The organism is Kribbella sp. NBC_01245 (assembly GCF_036226525.1).
GTDB lineage: Bacteria > Actinomycetota > Actinomycetes > Propionibacteriales > Kribbellaceae > Kribbella.
The window spans coordinates 580,810-598,383 of record NZ_CP108487.1 but is presented as its reverse complement, the minus strand read 5'-3'; the positions used below and the strand labels follow the sequence as shown (position 1 = coordinate 598,383).

Annotated in this window: 10 protein-coding genes; 5 read left to right on the top strand and 5 right to left on the bottom strand. The window is 67.3% G+C overall.

What is annotated here, in order from left to right:
- The first annotated feature begins 3 nt into the window (after positions 1–3).
- Complete coding sequence (locus OG394_RS02590; protein ID WP_328993169.1) at positions 4–3,972, top strand: RICIN domain-containing protein; 3,969 nt, start codon at positions 4–6, stop codon at positions 3,970–3,972.
- Between the two features lie 46 nt (positions 3,973–4,018).
- Here OG394_RS02590 and OG394_RS02585 read toward each other — a convergent pair whose 3' ends face one another.
- On the bottom strand, positions 4,019–4,693 hold the full coding sequence (locus OG394_RS02585) for a TetR/AcrR family transcriptional regulator (protein ID WP_328993168.1): 675 nt from the start codon (positions 4,691–4,693) through the stop codon (positions 4,019–4,021).
- 91 nt (positions 4,694–4,784) lie between these two features.
- Here OG394_RS02585 and OG394_RS02580 point away from each other — a divergent pair, with 91 nt between their 5' ends.
- Both OG394_RS02580 and OG394_RS02575 read left to right on the top strand, forming a co-directional pair.
- Complete coding sequence (locus OG394_RS02580; RefSeq protein ID WP_328993167.1) at positions 4,785–6,959, top strand: MMPL family transporter; 2,175 nt, start codon at positions 4,785–4,787, stop codon at positions 6,957–6,959.
- Positions 6,960–7,194: 235 nt separating this feature from the next.
- Positions 7,195–8,631, top strand: a complete 1,437-nt coding sequence (locus OG394_RS02575; protein ID WP_328993166.1) for an MFS transporter — start codon at positions 7,195–7,197, stop codon at positions 8,629–8,631.
- A gap of 236 nt (positions 8,632–8,867) precedes the next feature.
- Here the strand turns inward: OG394_RS02575 and OG394_RS02570 are convergent, their stop codons facing one another.
- Both OG394_RS02570 and OG394_RS02565 read right to left on the bottom strand, forming a co-directional pair.
- Positions 8,868–9,053 (bottom strand): hypothetical protein, encoded by a 186-nt coding sequence (locus tag OG394_RS02570; protein ID WP_328993165.1) that lies wholly within the window; start codon positions 9,051–9,053, stop codon positions 8,868–8,870.
- Positions 9,054–10,116: 1,063 nt separating this feature from the next.
- Complete coding sequence (locus OG394_RS02565) at positions 10,117–11,295, bottom strand: serine hydrolase domain-containing protein (protein ID WP_328993164.1); 1,179 nt, start codon at positions 11,293–11,295, stop codon at positions 10,117–10,119.
- Positions 11,296–11,561: 266 nt separating this feature from the next.
- Here OG394_RS02565 and OG394_RS02560 point away from each other — a divergent pair, with 266 nt between their 5' ends.
- Positions 11,562–11,849 carry a nitroreductase family protein gene (locus OG394_RS02560; RefSeq protein ID WP_328993162.1) on the top strand — a complete coding sequence of 96 codons (288 nt, stop codon included), beginning with the start codon at positions 11,562–11,564 and terminating at the stop codon, positions 11,847–11,849.
- A 30-nt stretch (positions 11,850–11,879) separates the two neighbouring features.
- On the top strand, positions 11,880–13,145 hold the full coding sequence (locus OG394_RS02555; protein ID WP_328993161.1) for an aminotransferase class V-fold PLP-dependent enzyme: 1,266 nt from the start codon (positions 11,880–11,882) through the stop codon (positions 13,143–13,145).
- Here the strand turns inward: OG394_RS02555 and OG394_RS02550 are convergent.
- On the bottom strand, positions 13,142–14,146 hold the full coding sequence (locus OG394_RS02550) for an endonuclease/exonuclease/phosphatase family protein (RefSeq protein ID WP_328993160.1): 1,005 nt from the start codon (positions 14,144–14,146) through the stop codon (positions 13,142–13,144). The genes OG394_RS02555 and OG394_RS02550 overlap by 4 nt on opposite strands.
- Before the next feature lie 261 nt (positions 14,147–14,407).
- Positions 14,408–17,443, bottom strand: a complete 3,036-nt coding sequence (locus OG394_RS02545; RefSeq protein WP_328993159.1) for an alpha-N-acetylglucosaminidase — start codon at positions 17,441–17,443, stop codon at positions 14,408–14,410.
- Positions 17,444–17,574: the final 131 nt, after the last annotated feature.

Here is a 17,574-nt window from a genome sequence, read left to right as displayed (position 1 = left end):
TCGATGAGAACGAGACTGGCGATTACCAGTGTCGCGGCGGCGGCTCTACTCCTCCCCTCGCTCGGGCTGACCACGGACTCGGCGGCACAAGCCGCCGGGCCCGTGGGGTCCGGCTCGGTGTCCGCCGAACCGAAAGCGGCCCAGCGGGTTGAGCTGGACCACCTGAAGTCGGAGACGACCCAGGTGTTCCGCGAGCCCTCGGGGCTGCACACGATGGAGCAATACGCGACTCCGGTCCGGGCCCGAAAGGGCCCGGGCTGGGCGCCCATCGACACCAAACTGAAGTTCCAGCCGGACGGCTCGGTCCGGCCCGGCCTGATCGTGACCGACCTGCGGCTGTCCGGTGGCGGCGACGAGAAGCTCGTTGCCCTAGGCAAGAACACCAAGCAGGTCCGGATGGCCTGGCCGGACCGGCTGCCGAAGCCGGTGCTCGACGGCGACACCGCGACGTACCCGGAAGTCTTTCCCGGCGTGGACCTGCGGGTCCGGGTCGAGGCCACGGGCTTCCAGCACGTCTTGGTGGTGAAGAACCGCGAAGCGGCCAAGAACCCCGCACTCAAGCGGTTGCGCTTCCCGATCAGTGGCTCGGGGCTGAAGCTGACCACCAAACCGGACGGTACGACGACTGCCACCGACGCGAGCGGCAAGGCGCTGTTCACGGCCGGCAAGGCGGTGATGTGGGACAGCCCCACCGCCGTACAGCAGCAGGAACCCAGGGCGAAGCACGCCAGTATCCCGACGACCAGATCCGCCCAGGACCTGGTCATCGAGCCGGATCAGAAGTTGCTCAACGCACCGGCAACGCGTTACCCCGTCTATATCGACCCGTCCTGGGCGGTGAACAACTACCTCTGGACCCACGTCAGCGCGGAGTATCAGGATCAGTCCTACTGGGACTACGACCGCGGTGAAGGCGCCAAGGTGGGCAGGTCGTACGACAACGTCATCACCTACCGCTCGTTCTTCCAGTTCGGCGGCGGCGACATCGCCGGCGCACGGGTGACCAGCGGCACGTTCCAGATCTGGCTGGATCACAGCTCCTCGGGATCACCGACCCCGACCGAACTGTGGTGGACCCACGGCATCGACCGGAACCAGCCCGTCACCTGGCGGAACACGGGCGGCCATTGGCGAGCTCATGTGGCCACCGCCAGCGGTAACGCCCGGACAGCAGGCGGACAGCCGGACATGCTGATGTCCTGGACGTCCGACGGGCTCAAATGGGCGGCCCAGCAGGTCGCTGACGCCGGGCAGTCCACGATCACCTTCGGCCTGAAGGCACCCAGCGAGACCGATATCTCGCAGTGGAAGAGGTTCCACGGGCACACCGCGAAGATCGTGATCACCTACAACAACGCGCCGAACAAGCCGAGCCGGGTCAACTTCACCCGGGCCCGGCCCTGCGCTCCGAAAGAGGCGCCGATCGTGGTCAGCTGGCCACTGTCGGGGTACTCGTTCTCCGCGGTGGCGAGTGACAAGGACGGTGACAACCTCACCACCCGGCTGTCGATTCACCAAGCCTCGAACGACGCGCTGACCTACGAGCTCGATTCGGCCACCACCACCTCGGGTTCAGCGTTCGCCTGGCCGGCCATCGATCGCACCAAGCTGGCGGACGGGCAGACGTATTACTACTACGCCCGCAGCAACGACAACGTCCCGGACGACATCGACTTCGGCCCGGCGACCGAGCGTTGCTATTTCACGGTCGATGCCAAGAAGCCGCTCGGCGCGGTACTGGAATCCACGGATTTCCCGGATGGAGAGGCGGCCATTCCGGCCCGGACCGTCGGTACGGTGACGCTGCGACCGGCGCCCGGTGATACCGACGTGGCGGAGTACCTGTACGGCTTCAAGCCGGAGCGGATCACCAGCCGGATCAAGGCGGGCGCGGACGGCACCGCGAAGATCCCGCTCACCGTCTGGCAGACGGCGACCGGGACCATGCCGGCGAAGATGCTTTACGTGAAGGCGGTCGATGCGGCGAACAACGTCAGTGACGAGCCGACCGTCTGGCAGCTGAGCGCCAACAAGCTCACGCAGCTGCCGGCCAAACGCCGCGGTGACGTCAATGGCGACGGCCGCGCGGACCTGTCCGCCGTACTGGATCAGGGCGACGGCAGGACCGCCATCTGGAACATCGTCGCCAAGGACGGTGGGCTGCAGACCGGTCAGCTGGCCTGGGACAGCGGTGCCAACGGCGGTTTCGCGATGTACCGCACGCGGCCGGTCCGCGGTGATTTCGACGGCGATGGCCGCACGGATGCCGTGTTGGTCCGGGAGGAGGCGGGACGGCGGATCGGTATGTACCGGGGGTTGTCGGACAGCGAACGGTACAACTTCGAGTCGGCGCCCGTGTGGCACAGCGGCGCGAACGGCTGGCCGCTGAGCACCGCCCGGATCGTCGCCGGCGACGTCAACGGCGACGGCAAGTCCGACATCGTGGCCCAGTTGAACGTCGCCGGGACGAGCTGGCGCACGCTCACCTTTCTCGGGCCGACGCTCAACGCCCCGACCGAATGGCTGCAGACGACCAGCCCTTGGTCCGGTAGCGCTCCCCTGCTCGCCGATGTTGACGGCGACAAGAACGCCGATCTCGTCGACATGCAAAACGTTGGTGGCTGCCATACGGTCACGCGGTACTTCAAGTCGAGCGGTACGGCGTTCAGCCCGACACCCACCGTCCTGCACGACAGCGGCGCCGGCGCGTACTGCTGGGAACGCAGTAAGCCGCAGGTCGCAGACGTGGATGGTGACGGCAAGGACGACATCGTCACGCTCTACGAGAACAGCGGCACAGACGCCTCGCTGAAGGTGTTCAAGTCCACCGGCAGCGCGTACACCTTGTCCGAGTGGTGGCGCGACACGACCACCTTCGACCCGGCGCGAACAGCTCTGGCCACTGGCGACTTCAGTGCCGACGGCAAGGAAGATGTCGGTCTGATCTACTCGCTGGATGGTGGTGGCCGCGAGGCCTACACGCTCACCTCGACCGGTACGTCGTTCGGGCCGGCCGCCAGTGGGTGGCGGGAGCCGCGGGTCGGCGCGAGCACCGGGCCGAGTTTCGATATCGAGAACCGGACCTACGAGCTGGTCTCCCGGAACACCGGAAAGTGCCTGGATGTCTGGAACAACAACCAGGCCGACGGCGAGCGGCTGGTCCAGCACACCTGCCACGGCGGACTGAACCAGCGGTTCCGGATCAAGCAGATAGCGGGTATCGATCAGTTCGAGATCCAGACCGCGCACTTCCAGGGCAACATCAACGACGGCCGCCCGCGCTGTCTCGATGTCTACAACCAGCTGCATGGCGACGAGGTCGGCGTACTGCAGTGGCCCTGCATGGGCACGTCGAACCAGCAGTTGCGGATCGAGTATCTGGAGGGCAGCAGCTACGACACGGTGGTCAGGCTGAAGTTCGCGCACAGCGACAAGTGCGCGTCACCGGCCGAGGGCAGCACCGGTGAGGCCGTCAGCATCGTCCAGCGGACGTGTGCCGCGGAGGCGAGCCAGCAGTGGATCCTGCGGGCCGGCTTCAACCCCGGCCAGCCGGACGGACAGTTCCGGGTCCGCGCGGTGCACGGCGGCATGACGCTCGACGTCGCGAATTGCGGGCCTGACGCGGAGATGAGGATGTGGGAGTGGGTGCCGGGGAGTCCGTGCCAGCGGTGGCAGTTCCTGCCGCTCGGTGATGACGTTTACAAGATCATCGAGCCCAGTACGGCACAGGCGGTCGACGTACTCGGATGCACTGACGCCCTGGCCCTGCAGGTGGCGACGATGCCGGAGAACGAGGGCTCGTGCCAACGATGGCGGGTCGAACCGGCCTTCGACGGCACGTGGTCCATCACTCAGGAGAGCAACGGCAATTCGCTCGATGTGGCTGGGTGTAATCCGGCTGCCGGCGCCGGACTGATCACCTGGCGCTATTGGAACGGCCCGTGCCAGCGGTGGTGGTTGGACCAGCCGTAACAGCGGCGACGGTACGGCGGACCCGCGCGTCCGCCGTACCGTCGTATCAACCGTCGAGCAGGGATTTCCTTGAGTTCCAGAGACTGCTGAGGAAAGCGTCGAGGGCCTGGTCCAGCATGTGTGCCTTGGCTTTGGCCGGCAGGCGGGAGAATGGTCCGTCGAGCAGTAGGAACGACAGTCCGTGGACCAGTGCCCATGCCGCGACCTCGACGCCGTCGCGCTGGTCTGGCCGGAAGAAGTCCAGGGCGAGCAGTTCGTCGATGCCGCTCCGCAGCATGCCGTGTGCGCCGCCTGGCGGACCGAAGTCCTGCGCTCCCGACTGCTTGGGGTCTGACTGCTGGGGGTCTGACTGCTTGGCTGGGTCGGAGCAGAAGGCCGTGCGGAACAAGCCCGGTTCGGATAGGGCGAAGTCGACGTAGCCGCGGCCGATCGCCTCCAGCCGGTTCACCGCCGCCTGGGCGGGATCGGGCGCGTCGGGCAACCGCGCGAGCCGCTTGCGCATGGCGGTCTCCATCGACGCGAGTGACCGCTCCTTCGCCGCCAGCAGCAGATCCTCGTGACCACTGAAATGCCGGTACGCCGCCGTCGGCGTCACCCCGGCGATACGCGCAGCGGCCCGGACCGTGACGGCGTCGGGCCCGCCCTGCTCGGCGAGCTCGGCCGCGGCTCCGACCAGGGCATTGCGGAGGTCGCCGTGGTGATAGGGCGTTCGATCGGTCATGGACTCGATGTTGACGGCTGTGAACATTCGTGGCAAGTTAACACACGTAAAGTTTACACCCGTAAACTTCAAGACCGCTCGGAGCACCGCCATGCTGCATCGCCTCGGCACCTTCGCCGTACGTCGCGCCAAACTCGTCCTGGTCCTCACCGCGATCCTGCTGGCCGCTGCCGCCGTCGCCGGTTTCGGCGCCTTCGGAAAACTGGCCGGTGGCGGCTTCGACGACCCTGGCGCGGAATCGACCCACGCGAGACAGGCCCTGGCCGACCGCTTCGGTGGCCAGGCCAACCTGGTGGTCGTCATCGACGCCGGCCGCCCAGTCGACCAAGCCGTTGCCCAGGGCAAGGAACTGACGCGGCGGCTGTCCGCCGAGCCGGATCTGCAAGGCGTCGCGTCGTACTGGACGACGGGCGCGGCGGCGATGCGTTCCGAGGACGGCACGAAGGCACTGCTGGTCGCCTCGATCGGCGGCGACTTCGACGACCGTACCAAGGTCGTCGAACGCCTGGTGGAGACGTACGGCGGCTCGCACGATGGGTTGAACGTCGCCATCGGGGGCGAGGCCGGCGTCAACCACGACGTCAACGCCCAGGTCGGCCGGGATCTGCTGCTGGCCGAGGCGATCGCCGTACCGATCATCCTGGTGCTGCTGATCCTCGCCTTCGGCAGCGTGGTCGCGGCGTTGATCCCGCTGGCGATCGGCACCATCGCGATCTTCGGCACGTTCGCCGAGCTGTCGGTCATGGGTTCGCTGACCGACGTCTCCATCTACTCGGTCAACCTGACCACCGCGCTCGGACTCGGGCTCGCGATCGACTACGCGCTGCTGATGGTGAGCCGCTATCGCGAGGAGCTCGGCAAGGGGTCCGACGTCGCCGCGGCGGTGATCCGTACAGTCGAAACTTCTGGCCGCACGATCGTGTTCAGCGCTGCCACCGTCGCCGTCGCGTTGGCCGCACTGCTGGTGTTCCCGCTGTTCTTCCTGCGTTCCTTCGCGTACGCCGGGATCGGCGTGATCCTGATCGCCATGGCAGGCGCGCTGGTGGTGCTGCCCGCGATCCTCGCCGTGCTCGGGCATCGCGTTAACGCGCTGCGACTCCCCTGGGCCAAGGGTGAGCCGAAGACCGTCGCGCCGTTCTGGGGCAGACTCGCGGCACTGGCCATGCGCCGCCCCGGCATCACCGCGGTACCGGTCGTCGCCGGGCTCCTCCTACTCGCCACTCCCCTGCTGCACGTCGAGTTCGGTACGCCGGACGACCGCGTCCTCCCGACCACCGCCACCAGCCGGATCGCCGGTGACGCCCTGCGCGACGACTTCCGCAGCGACGACACGTCGGCCATCACCCTGATCGGCACCAGCCCGGTCGCCACCGCTGACATCACGTCGTACGCCGTGAGGTTGTCGCAATTGCCGGACGTCGTACGGGTGGAATCAGCCGCGGGCGCCTTCGCCAACGGCAAGCCGGCCGGCCGGAGTCCCGCCGATGCGCGATTGGTTGCCGACGGCATCCAACGGCTGGCGGTCGTGACGAATGCCGATACCAGGTCGGACACCGCGCGCGATCTGGTCACCGCCATCCGTGCCCTGCCGGGTCCCGAGTTCCTTGTCGGCGGCAACACGGCGCAGTTCATGGACAGCCAGCATGCGATCGGATCACGGCTTCCCCTTGCCGGCGGGCTGATCGCGCTGACTACCTTCCTGCTGCTGTTCCTCTTCACCGGTAGCGTGCTCCAGCCGATCCGTGCTCTGCTGCTGAATCTGATCGGGCTCTCCGCGACGCTCGGCGCGATGGTGCTGATCTTCCAGGACGGCCATCTCTCGGGTTTGCTTGGCTTCACCGCGTTGCCTCTTGATACGAGCATGCTGGTGCTGTTGTTCTGCATCGCCTTCGGTTTGTCGATGGACTACGAGGTGTTCGTGCTCAGCCGGATCAAGGAACACCACGACAGCGGTATGGCTCTGGTCCCATCGGTCACCGAAGGACTGGCCCGCACCGGGCGCATCGTCTCGATGGCGGCGATTCTGCTGGCCGTCAGCTTCTTCGCCTTCGGCACTGGCTCGGTCAGCTTCATCCAGCTGTTCGGCATCGGCAGCGGGCTGGCGATCCTGATCGACGCCACTCTGATCCGCGGCATCCTCGTACCCGCCGCCATGCGCCTCCTCGGCCGCCGCGCCTGGTGGTCGCCCACTCCCCTCCGCCGCCTCCACACCCACATCGGCATCACCGAACACGGCCCCCGCCCCTCACCGGAGGCCGCGAGTTGACGGGTGCTCCTGCCGTTTCCGCGGGGCACCGATGTCCGACCGTGGCCGGGGTCAGGTGTTGCGGACGCGCAGGTCCACACGGTGGCCGATTTCGTTCCGATTGGACGTGTTTCGCGCCATCGTGTGGACCTGGCGGTCCACCAAGCCCCACGGGAACTGATGCCGCCCTGCGCCGGATGCAGTTCGGCGCCAGGGTTTGCTGAACCTTGGGCCTGGCGGGCAGGATCGAGGCCTTGTGAACACACCCTCGCGAACGCCCCGCCGGCGGCTGATCCTGGCCGTCTGCTGCCTGAGTCTGTTCATCGTCGGGCTGGACACCAGCATCGTGAACCTGGCCCTGCCCTCGATCCGGCAGGAGTTCGACGCTCCGGTTTCGCGGCTGCAATGGACCATCGACGCCTACACGTTGGTGCTGGCCAGCCTGTTGATGGTGGCCGGTTCGACTGCTGACCGGTTCGGGCGCCGACGGATCTTCCAGGCCGGACTGGTCATCTTCAGCCTTGGGTCGCTGGCGAGCGGATTCGCGCCGACCGTCGAACTGCTGATCGTGTTCCGGATCATTCAGGCCATCGGCGGCTCGATGCTGAACCCGGCGGCGCTGTCGATCATCACGAACACGTTCACGGAACCGAGGGAGCGAGCGCGGGCGATCGGCATCTGGGGTGGTGTGGTCGGGCTCAGCATGGCGGTCGGCCCGGTCGTGGGCGGTGCGCTGGTCGACTCGGCCGGCTGGCGCTCCATCTTCTGGATCAACGTGCCGGTCGGGATCGCCGCACTCGTGCTCACCGCCCGGTTCGTGCCCGAATCCCGTGCAGCGCATCCGCGCCGGATCGACCCGATCGGGCAGTTGCTGATGATGCTGCTGCTGGTCGGACTCATCTTCGGGATCATCGAAGGCACTGGGAAGGGTTGGACGTCACCCGTGATCCTCGCCTGCTTCGACGTCGCTCTGGTGTCGGCGGTCGGGCTGGTGGTCTACGAACGGCGCCGGACGGAACCACTGCTCGATCCACGGTTCTTCCGCAGTGCCCCGTTCTCCGGCGCTGCGTTGATGGCCGCCTGCGGCTTCTTCGCTCTGGGTGGGTTCCTCTTCCTCAACTCGCTCTATCTGCAGCAAGCGCGGGGGCTCACCGCCCTGCAAGCCGGATTGCTCACCTTGCCGATGGCCGCGATGACCGTCGTATTCGCGCCACTGTCCGGGTGGATCGTCGGCACCCGTGGTCCCCGGCTGCCGCTGCTGGTGGCCGGCGCCGGTATCGCGCTCAGCGGTCTGCTGCTGTCCCGATCGACCGCCGACACACCGACCGCCCTGCTGCTGGTGGCGTACATCGACTTCGGACTCGGATTCGGCATGCTCAACGCGCCGATCAACACCACTGCCGTGTCGGGCATGCCGCAATCCCAGGCCGGTGTCGCCGCAGCGATCGCGTCGACCAGCCGTCAGGTGGGCGCCGCTTTGGGGGTCGCGGTAGTCGGTTCGGTTTTGACCAGTCGTCTCGTCGGTCCACTCGAGGTGGGCTTCGCCGACGCCGCCCGGCCCGGCTGGTGGATCATCAGCGCCTGCGGTCTCGTGGTGTTCGTCACCGGTCTCGTCACCACCAGTCGGCGTGCCCGCGCCACGGCGGCAAAAGTGACGGCCGATTTCACCCAACCGGCTCGCGTCCGCAACTGATATTTCACTTAGCAGTCCAATGCGGATTAAATCTGTATCCTGTCCACGCACTGCGTGAGGTCGGGAGGAGAGAGCGGCGTGAAGCGATTCGTGGTTCCGTCGGAGTGGCCGCCGCCGGATCGCGGCTGGGCACCGACGCGGGATTGGCGTCCGCACCCCTCTTGGCCGGAACCGCCCACGGATCACCGGTTCTGGGTGAACGAAGCGGGTAAGCCGGTAACCGGTCCGATCGGTTACTACGGCGGCCCGTCAAAGCGGGCGATCTTCTCTTGGAGCGCTGCCGCCACGGTATTCGTCGGCGTCAACATCTGGGCGCTGATGATGCTCGGCATCGCCGGGAACCACCAGTCCGATCCGCAGGCCGAACAGAAGATCGGCATCACTTCACCAACGCCAAAACCAAGTTCGTCCATCACCGTCACTCCAACGACGAGACCTCCCTGGTCGGAGACGTCCCCTGGTCGAGCAGCGCCAAAGCCGAGCCGCGTCTCGGCCGAGAAGCCCGCCCGCTCCCAAACCCGTACGCCCGAACCAACACCCCGCCCCAGCACCCCGCGCCCAACTCCCTTCCCGACGCCGCCCCCGGACGAAATCGCTCGCGCCTACTGCCAACAACGCGGCTGGGACCCAACCTGGTGCCCACCCCCCAACTGGCAGTTCACCCCCTCCCCCCGCTGGGGCATGTAACCCCCACACCCCGCCGCCCGGTCGCCCCGCCGCCCTCATCGGACCCATCGGCCCCGTAGCGCACACGTTCTGGCCAATTTGGGGAAAACCCTCCCGCGAAGTGCCTTGTTGCGTTTGCACACGCGCGACACAAGGAGGCACCTCGCGGAGGGGTTATCCACAAATCCGCCCGCGGGCTTGGGAATTGGGGACCCACCCTGTACGGCGTCCCGCACCCGCGCCCGACGTACCGCACCCTCGGCCGGCGTACCGCACCCTCGGCCGGCGTACCGCACCCTCGGCCGGCGTACCGCGCCCTTGGCCGCGGCCGGCCTGGATGGCATCGGCGTGGTACTGATCGCGGCCGGCGCCCTACGGCGAACCGGCGAGACACGCACCGAAGGCCCGGCCAGCCCCTTTCTTATTCTTCTGCGACGAGTGGTCACATCTGACCTCCAACAACTGGACCGACAGGACGCGACCACTCGCGGCCAGACCTCGCGAGTGGACCAGACGCGACCACTCGCGGCAGGAAACTCGCGGGTGGTCGCGTCCTTACCTGACCACTCGCGGCAGGAGACTCGCGGGGGGCGCGTCCTTACCTGACCACTCGCGGCAGAAGGGTGGAGGCGGCTATTGCGAAGGCGGTACGGCGGGCCGCGGAGTCGCCGTACCGCATGGTCTTCGCGGCAATGCGGCGGATCAGGGGAGCGCCGTACCGCATGGCCTTCGCGGCAATGCGGCGGAATGCGGGAGCGCCGTGCCGCGTGGGCTTGGTGGCGGTGCGGGGGGAACGTGGGGGTGCCGTACTGCGTGGGTTTAGGGGCAGAGGGTTGTGTCAAGGGCTTGTTCGACGCGTTGGGCTTGGGGGAGGGTGCGCGGGAGGGCTGTGACGGCGATTGCGGCGGCGCGGCCGTCGGGGGTTACCGCGTTGCGGGTTTCGTAGCCGAAGATGTCGCCGCCGTGCGTCCAGGCGAAACCGCCGCAGCTCAAGGGGAAAGTGGCGAGCCCTAGGCCGTAGCGGGCGTCGCCGGTCGCGTTCGCGTCGGGAGCCTCGACGGTGGTCATCATCTGCGCGAGTTGCTCGGGCTTCAGCAATCTGCCGCCGACCAATGCCGTGAAGAACTTGAGCAGGTCACTCGGTGTGGAGATCATCCCGCCCGCCGCCCAGCCCATCGACGGTTCCAGCTCGGTGACATCGACGAACGGGCTGTCGGGACCTTCCGCGTAGTAGCCGCGCGGGTGGCGTCCCCGGATCGTCTGCTCGCCGAGGGAAGGCCAGTAGGTGTCGCGCAAATCCGCGCGCTTGATCACTCGGTCGGTGATCGCCTCACCGATCGGCCGGCCGGTGACCTTCTGGATGAGCAGCCCGGCGACGATGTAGTTGGTGTTGCTGTACTTCCACCGCTCCCCCGGCTCGAAGTCGGCCTTCTTCGTCAGCGCGAGATCGAGCAGCTCCCGCGGCTCGTGATAAGTGTGCAGTTCCTTGAGAATGCCGTCGGCGAACAGCTTGTCCGTGTACTCCGGCAGACCGCTGGTGTGCTGCAGTAGCTGCCGGACGGTGATGTTGCGCCCGTCGATGCCTTCCCCGCGAATGAGGCTCGGCAGGTATTTCTCGATCGGCGAGTCCAGGTCGATCTTTCCTTCACCGACCAGTTGCAGTACGACGGTCGCCGTGAAGGTCTTGGTATTACTGGCGATGCGGATCCGCCCATCGACCGGGACCTTCGCGTTCGTCGTCAGATCGCCGACGCCCGCCGTGTAGTTCCGGACGCGCCCATCACGACCCCGTACGGCGGCCAGCGCGGCCGGGAAGTCGCGAACCAGCACGTCCAACTCCCCCTGCACCACATCCCCCGACCTCGCGGCGCCGGGTGCCGTGGAGGCGGCGCCGGCGGCGGGTGAGGCGATGACCAGGCCGCTCGCGACCGCCATCGCGGCGACGGCGGCCAGTACCCGACGGCGAGTGGGCTGCGTTTCATTCGGACGTTGGGACACGGACTTTCTCCTTGCTGGACGGCGACTTTCGGACCTGTCCAGCATTCGCCAACGGCGCCATCCCGAACGATCCCGCTACCTGGCCAACCAGTACTCCCGCAACCACCCTTGCCAACCACCCCACCACCTGCTAGCGCACCCACTTCTTTATTCCGCGAGTGGTCGCATCTGGTCCGAGCCTTGGCGCGGCAGGCGTCTACCGTGCGGACCAGATGCGACCACTCGCGGAATAAAGAAGAGACCTGGGATCGTCGTACAGTGCGGGGGTGGGGTTCGCTGAGGTGATCCGCCGTCGGCGCATGGTGCGACAGTTCGCTGACCGCCCACTCGCGCCCGAGGCCGTGGAGCGAATCCTGGCCAGCGCGCTGCGAGCACCCTCCGCCGGTTTCGCCCAGGGCTGGGCCTTCCTCGAGCGCTATGCCCAACCGGACAAGGGCTGGCAGGACAAGGCCGAGGCCAAATGGCCCGCGCCGTACTGGTACATCGACACCGGTATGGCCGAACGGCGGCGTGGGGTCGAGCAAGTCGTACATCGTGGTCAATGGGGGTCGTGAGGCCGCACGGATCTGGGTAGGAGGGGTGACATGGTCGGCAGACGAAGTGTGCTCGGGGCAGGGCTGGCGCTCGGCGCGGGCGCCGTACTGGCTGGGTGCACGGATGACGGCAAGCCGGACGCGGCCAAACCGTTCGACCCGAAGGACTGGGAATCGGTCCGGGCCCAGTTCGCGCTAGGTACCGACGTCGCGCAGTTCGGCGCGTTCATGCTCGCCTCGCACCCGGCGCCGGTCCGGGACGCGATCAACCAGCACCGTACGGCGCTCGACACCGACACCGCCTCCGTCTTGGAGCACGCCTTCGAGCTGGAGGAGAAGGCGCGTACGGCGGCGGCCGGCTATCTCGGCGACGGCGTTCGGCCGGACGACGTCGCGCTTACGGATAGCACCACGATGGGAATGGGCCTGCTTTGCGCGGGCATTCGCATCAGGCCCGGCCAGGACGTCGTCACCACCGAGCACGACTTCTTCGGCACTCACGACGCCCTGGCCAAACTCACCACCCGCACCGGTGCCGTCGTACGCCGGGCGAGGTTGTACGACGATCCCGTCGCCGCGAACTCCGGCGATATCGTGGCCCGGCTGAAGGCCGCGATCGGCCCGAAAACGCGGCTGGTGGTTGTCACGTGGGTCCACTCCAGCACCGGCGTACGCCTGCCCATCAAGGCGATCGCCGACATGCTCGCCACGGTCAACGCGAATCGAGCGGCGCAGGACCGGGCGCTCTTGTTCGTCGACGGCGTGCACGGTTTCGGCGCGGTGGATCTCGCGGTGGCGGAGCTCAGCTGCGACTTCTTCACCACTGGCACGCACAAGTGGCTGTTCGGCCCGCGCGGCACCGGTCTGCTTTGGGGCCGGGCGTGGGACGCCGTCGCCCCGCTGATCCCGAGCTTTTCGGGTACGAACGGGCCGGGACGGATGGCCACGCCGGGTGGTTACCACTCGTTCGAGCATCGGTGGGCGGTGCCGGAGGCGTTCGCGTTTCACCAGGCCATTGGCCGTGACCGGATCGCCGCCCGCATCACCGAACAGGCGACCCGGCTCAAGAACGGCCTGGCCGGCATCAACACCGTCACCCTTGTCACCCCGAAGGACCCGGAATTGTCCGCCGGCCTGGTGATGTGCTCCCCGAAAAACCTCAGCCCTGGCGAGGCCGTGAAGAGGTTGCGCGAGGAGCACAAGATCGTCGCCAGCGTCACGCCGTACGACAACCCCCTGCTGCGATTCGGCACGAGTATCGTCACCACGCCCGAGCAGGTCGACCAGGTCATCAAGGCCGTCGCGGCTCTCGGCTAGTCGAGGCGGAGGTCGGTCACTACCGCGGCGTGGTCGGAGTAGAAGATGCCAGGGCCGTGTTGCGACAGTCGCTGATCCAAGGTGTGGGAGCCGACCACTCGCAGATCGTTGCCTCGGGCAAACGTGAAGTCGATGCGTTGCGGAACGAGGTCGGCCGGCTCGTGCGGGCTCCAGGTCCGGCCAGCCGCCGTACAGGCGTCAGGATTGGCCGCGCGATAGGTGTCCGTGAATCCCGCATCGGTCCACTGCTCGGTGGTGCGGAAGTCGAAGGCCTGACCGTAGTGGCTCGGGCAGCCGGCATTCGCCGCGGACCAGTCACTACTCGGTACCGTGTTGAGGTCGCCGCCAACCAGAGTCGCGTCGGAGTTCCCGTCGAGTACGCGGTGGAGCTGCCTGAGGATCTCGCCCGTCTGCGCCAGTTGGGCCCGCTCGGCGTGCTCGATCTCCGTCGCGCTGTGCCGAAGCGGCCGGCCGGCGACGACATCGTTGGCGTTCTCGTCGATCAAGTCGCCGATCCACGGGTTCGTGTACGTCGTCCAGATCGGGAACAGGTTGAGCCCGCGGCCATTCGGCAGCTTGACGCGTACGCCGCCGAAGTTGAACGAGCTGATCCCGCCACCGCTGACAGCCGGGTACTTCCGCACGATCGGATAGCGGCTGAAAACCCACAGGTTGTCCTGGCCTTGCCCGCTTCCCGGCGTGATCTGCGCCGAGTAGTACTTCCCTTTGCCCGCCCTGCTGCTGAGTGCGTCCACGATGGCCGGACCCACGCCATAGGTCTCAACCGAGAAGAACACATCCGGCCGGACCGCGACGATCTGATCGATGGTCTGCCGCTTGTTCACGACGTCATCGGACGACTCCCCCAATCCCCCATGCAGGATGTTCCAGGTCAACACCCGAACCTCCTCCCCGGGCCGACCCGCCACCGCCGGCTCGACCAGCCCGACGCCTCCGATCCCAAGCACGAACGCAAGACCAAACCTGGCAAATCTGTTCATCACAGTCTCCATCTGCACCAGAACGAACAACTCCGCGCAAACTACGCCACCTCCACGGGCCCCGTCCACAGCTCAAAAGCGAACGCCCGACCAACTGCCGACGAGCCCTGCCGGGGCGGAGGTGGTGCCGGGCCGGCGTTTGGCGTTGATTCGTCCGAATCCGCCCGCATGCGTCCGCTTTTAGGCGAACTCGCCGCGGAATGGGCGAGCGGAGGCAGACGAATCAACGCAAGGTGGGAGGTTCGCGTCCGTCGGTCGGGTTCAGCTGATGTGGAAGGTGGTGAATTCGGCGGCGCCGCGGGTGCCGGAGCCGCCGTTGGCGGCGGTCATGAAGAGACCGGCGTCGAGGGTGGCGCCGGGCGGGACCGTCGTTGTACCGGCGGCGCGCCAGGTAGTGCCGTCGGTGCTGCAGGAGCCCGTGACGGTGTCGCCGACGCGAGTGAGCCGGACCCACAGTGGTGCCGTCAGACCGGTCAGTTGGGCGAAACGGTCCAGCGTCCCATCATTGTTCGAGTCGTACGAGAAGACGCAGCCGTTCTGTGGCGTCACCGCGATGTTAAGGAATCCGCGGCCGTCGTTCCCCGCCAGGTCGGTGCTCGCGATGACACCCGCACGAGCCCACGGACCACTCGGATCCTGGCGATCTACTCGTGTAGTTACCGTCGCGCCCGGCGCCAACACACCACGTCGATAGATCGAACCGAAGTGCTTGGTCGAACCCCAAAGATCGTTGCCGCCACCCTCGATCAGATAGCGATCACCGAGCTGACCGAAGACCGCTGCGTTGGTGGATCGCGTGAGAGCCCCGGCGACCGGACCGGCCCGCATCACCCGTACGGCGGACGTCTGCCGACCCGCAGGCGTCGACGTGACCGACGCCGTCAGCGTGGCGAAGAACTCCGTCGCCGTACCAGACGCCTGGACGCTGAACGTCGCGGTCGCCTCTCCGTTCGGCGCCAGGTCTGCCAGCTCCACCACCGGCTCGCGAACCGTAAGACCCGAGCCGTTCGGCGCCTCGAGCGCCACCCGCACCTGCTTGGCAACACTAAACGGATCGGTATTCCGGAGCCGAACCGAGACGGTCGCACTCGCTCCGTCGGGAACGTTTGCAGGATCGACCGTCGCAGTCGCGGTAACGGGCTCCGGCTCGGACCGCAGCACGTCGAGCACCCGGCCCGCCACCGCGTGGATATCGCCGATAGGGGCCGTCGGCAACGATTCGCTACTCGCCGCCCAGTCGGCACCACGCTGGTACCAGTCGAAGCTCGTCGGCGCACGGTTATCCCGCAGCGCGGCCGACAACTCGTCAAGGTACGCCTTCCAGCGCGGGGCGTAGTAGCCACTGATCAGACCAGACCACTCGCGGTTGGCGTAGTCGCCAAGCCCGGCGTCGTACCCGGCCCGGTGGCCCCAGACGGTGAGCAAGGTGCGAGCGCTGTGCCCCGAGCCGGCGTCCGCCAGCCAAGGGCCGAGCATGGTCTGCCGGTTCGTCGCCGTCACCTCGTCGAGCAGACCGAGATACCGCATCCAGATCCCGGCCAGCCGATCCAGTTCAGCCCGGTCCTTGCCGTCGTACGCCGCCTTGATCCGCGGCAGCAACGTCCGGCTACGGTTCGACAGCACCTGCCGGGTCACGTCCATCAGGTCATAGCGGTACGACGACGTCGCGCGCAGCTTCGGGTCCACTCGCAGCAATGCCGGGAGTGCCAAAGCGAACGCGGTCGCGTCGTACCGCATGCTCTCGGGCGACCAGCTGGCGGCCGTCCGCCGGGTCAGCGAGGGCACCATCGCGAACAACCCGTCCTGGGCCTCGCTCCACCCGTCGGCCGGCATCGCGTACGCCGTCCGGCCGATCGTCTGCCAGGCGCTCGCCGCAAACGCGTCCGTGCCCCCGTACCGTCGCGCCGCCCAATCCGCAAACCAAGCCTTGGGGTCGACCGGCCCGGAACGCCAGGCCAACCCGGTCAGATAGTCGAACGCCGCGGGGTTGTTATCACTCGCCTCGGGCATGACCGCGATGCCGTCGAGCGGGCTGCCCGCCTTGGCCCGCCAGCGCCAGAACCGGTCCTCCCAGACGCCGGTGTTGGCGCCCATCGTGGTGTGACCGCCGAAGTTCCAGATCGACCCGAAGGCGTACGTCGTATCCGGCCAGGTCGCGTTCCGGTCGGTATCGGCGTACCGGTCGGAGAGCCCGTCGACGATCAGCACACGCCGACGGTCGATCGCAGCCAGCGTGTCGGGCCGAGGGTTGTTCTGCCAGCCGAGGAACACCCAGATCGCGCCCGGACGTGCCGCGTCGAGGGCATCCCGAACGGCCACGCTCGCGGCGCCAACGGGCACCGGGCCCGGGCTGCCTCCCTCGTGCAACAAGTCCATCTTGTAATGCGTCGACGACCCCAACAGCCGGGTCGAGCTGGCGTAGAACGCGGCCGCGACGTCCGCGAAAGGCGCGCTGGTCGGATCGAGCCAATCCGGCCGTGTGAAGCCGACCCAACCACCCTGCGGCACAATCCGTGCGCCCGGCACCTTCGCGGCGAACCCCGGCGGAACCGTGCCGAAGTACCCCGGAAGCACCGGCGTGATCCCGAGCTCGCGCAACCGCCGGACGATCTTCGCGCCAAGCTCAGCCCGCTCCCGCACCTGGTCAGCCGTGACCGCGGACGGGAACGAGCTCATGTTCTGCAACAACCACCACGGCTGGTGGCTCGGCTGCGGGATCCACTGGAGCAACTCCGCCTCGGAGTAGCCGAACTGGCGGAACGTGTCGAGGTACACCGCCTCGGTGCCGACCGGCACGAACATCTGGTTGATCCCATGCAAGGCGAGTACGTCGATCTCGCGCTCCCAGTCGGCCCACGTCCGGTAAGCGCCCGTGTAGCCGTCATCGGTGTCGTTCAGGGCGAACCGGTTCGCGACGCTCGCGTCCTGCCGGATCTCCCGGCGCGGAAGAGGGAGCTTGTCCGGGAGCCGGTTCAGCGAATCGCCGTTCCAGGAGACGTCGACGCGGGCGACCCGGTCCAGGTAGGCGTTGAACCCGGCCAGCATCGCGCTCGGCCCGGTGGCCGAGATCCGCACCTGCCCGCCATCGGTCGCACCGATCGTGAAGCTCTCCCGGCCGCCAGAAAGCGGATGCAACGAGATCTGCCGGGCCTGCTTGGCCGGCAAGAGCCGTTCGACCACGTCCCGGACCGGCTCAACGTCCCAACCTGAGGTCGGCGCAGCCTCAGCGCCGACGGGTAGAAGAAGTGAGAGCGCGATCCCGACGGCGAGACATTGACGTATTCGGCTACGGGGCATCTGCTGACCTCGGCTTTCCTGTGGACGGATTATGATCAGACGCTTCATAACTAGTCCATCACTGCTCACCGGGTCAACCCTTCGAGCAGTAACGCGCAAGCCAAGCGCAACCGGTCGTCGCCTGGGCATCA

Bases quoted from the DNA above. Each gene is read 5' to 3' on its own strand.
- OG394_RS02590 (WP_328993169.1), top strand. From the start codon at position 4: ATGAGAACGAGACTGGCGATTACCAGTGTCGCGGCGGCGGCTCTACTC.
- OG394_RS02585 (WP_328993168.1), bottom strand. From the start codon at position 4,693: ATGACCGATCGAACGCCCTATCACCACGGCGACCTCCGCAATGCCCTG.
- OG394_RS02580 (WP_328993167.1), top strand. From the start codon at position 4,785: ATGCTGCATCGCCTCGGCACCTTCGCCGTACGTCGCGCCAAACTCGTC.
- OG394_RS02555 (WP_328993161.1), top strand. From the start codon at position 11,880: ATGGTCGGCAGACGAAGTGTGCTCGGGGCAGGGCTGGCGCTCGGCGCG.
- OG394_RS02550 (WP_328993160.1), bottom strand. From the start codon at position 14,146: ATGAACAGATTTGCCAGGTTTGGTCTTGCGTTCGTGCTTGGGATCGGA.
- OG394_RS02545 (WP_328993159.1), bottom strand. From the start codon at position 17,443: ATGCCCCGTAGCCGAATACGTCAATGTCTCGCCGTCGGGATCGCGCTC.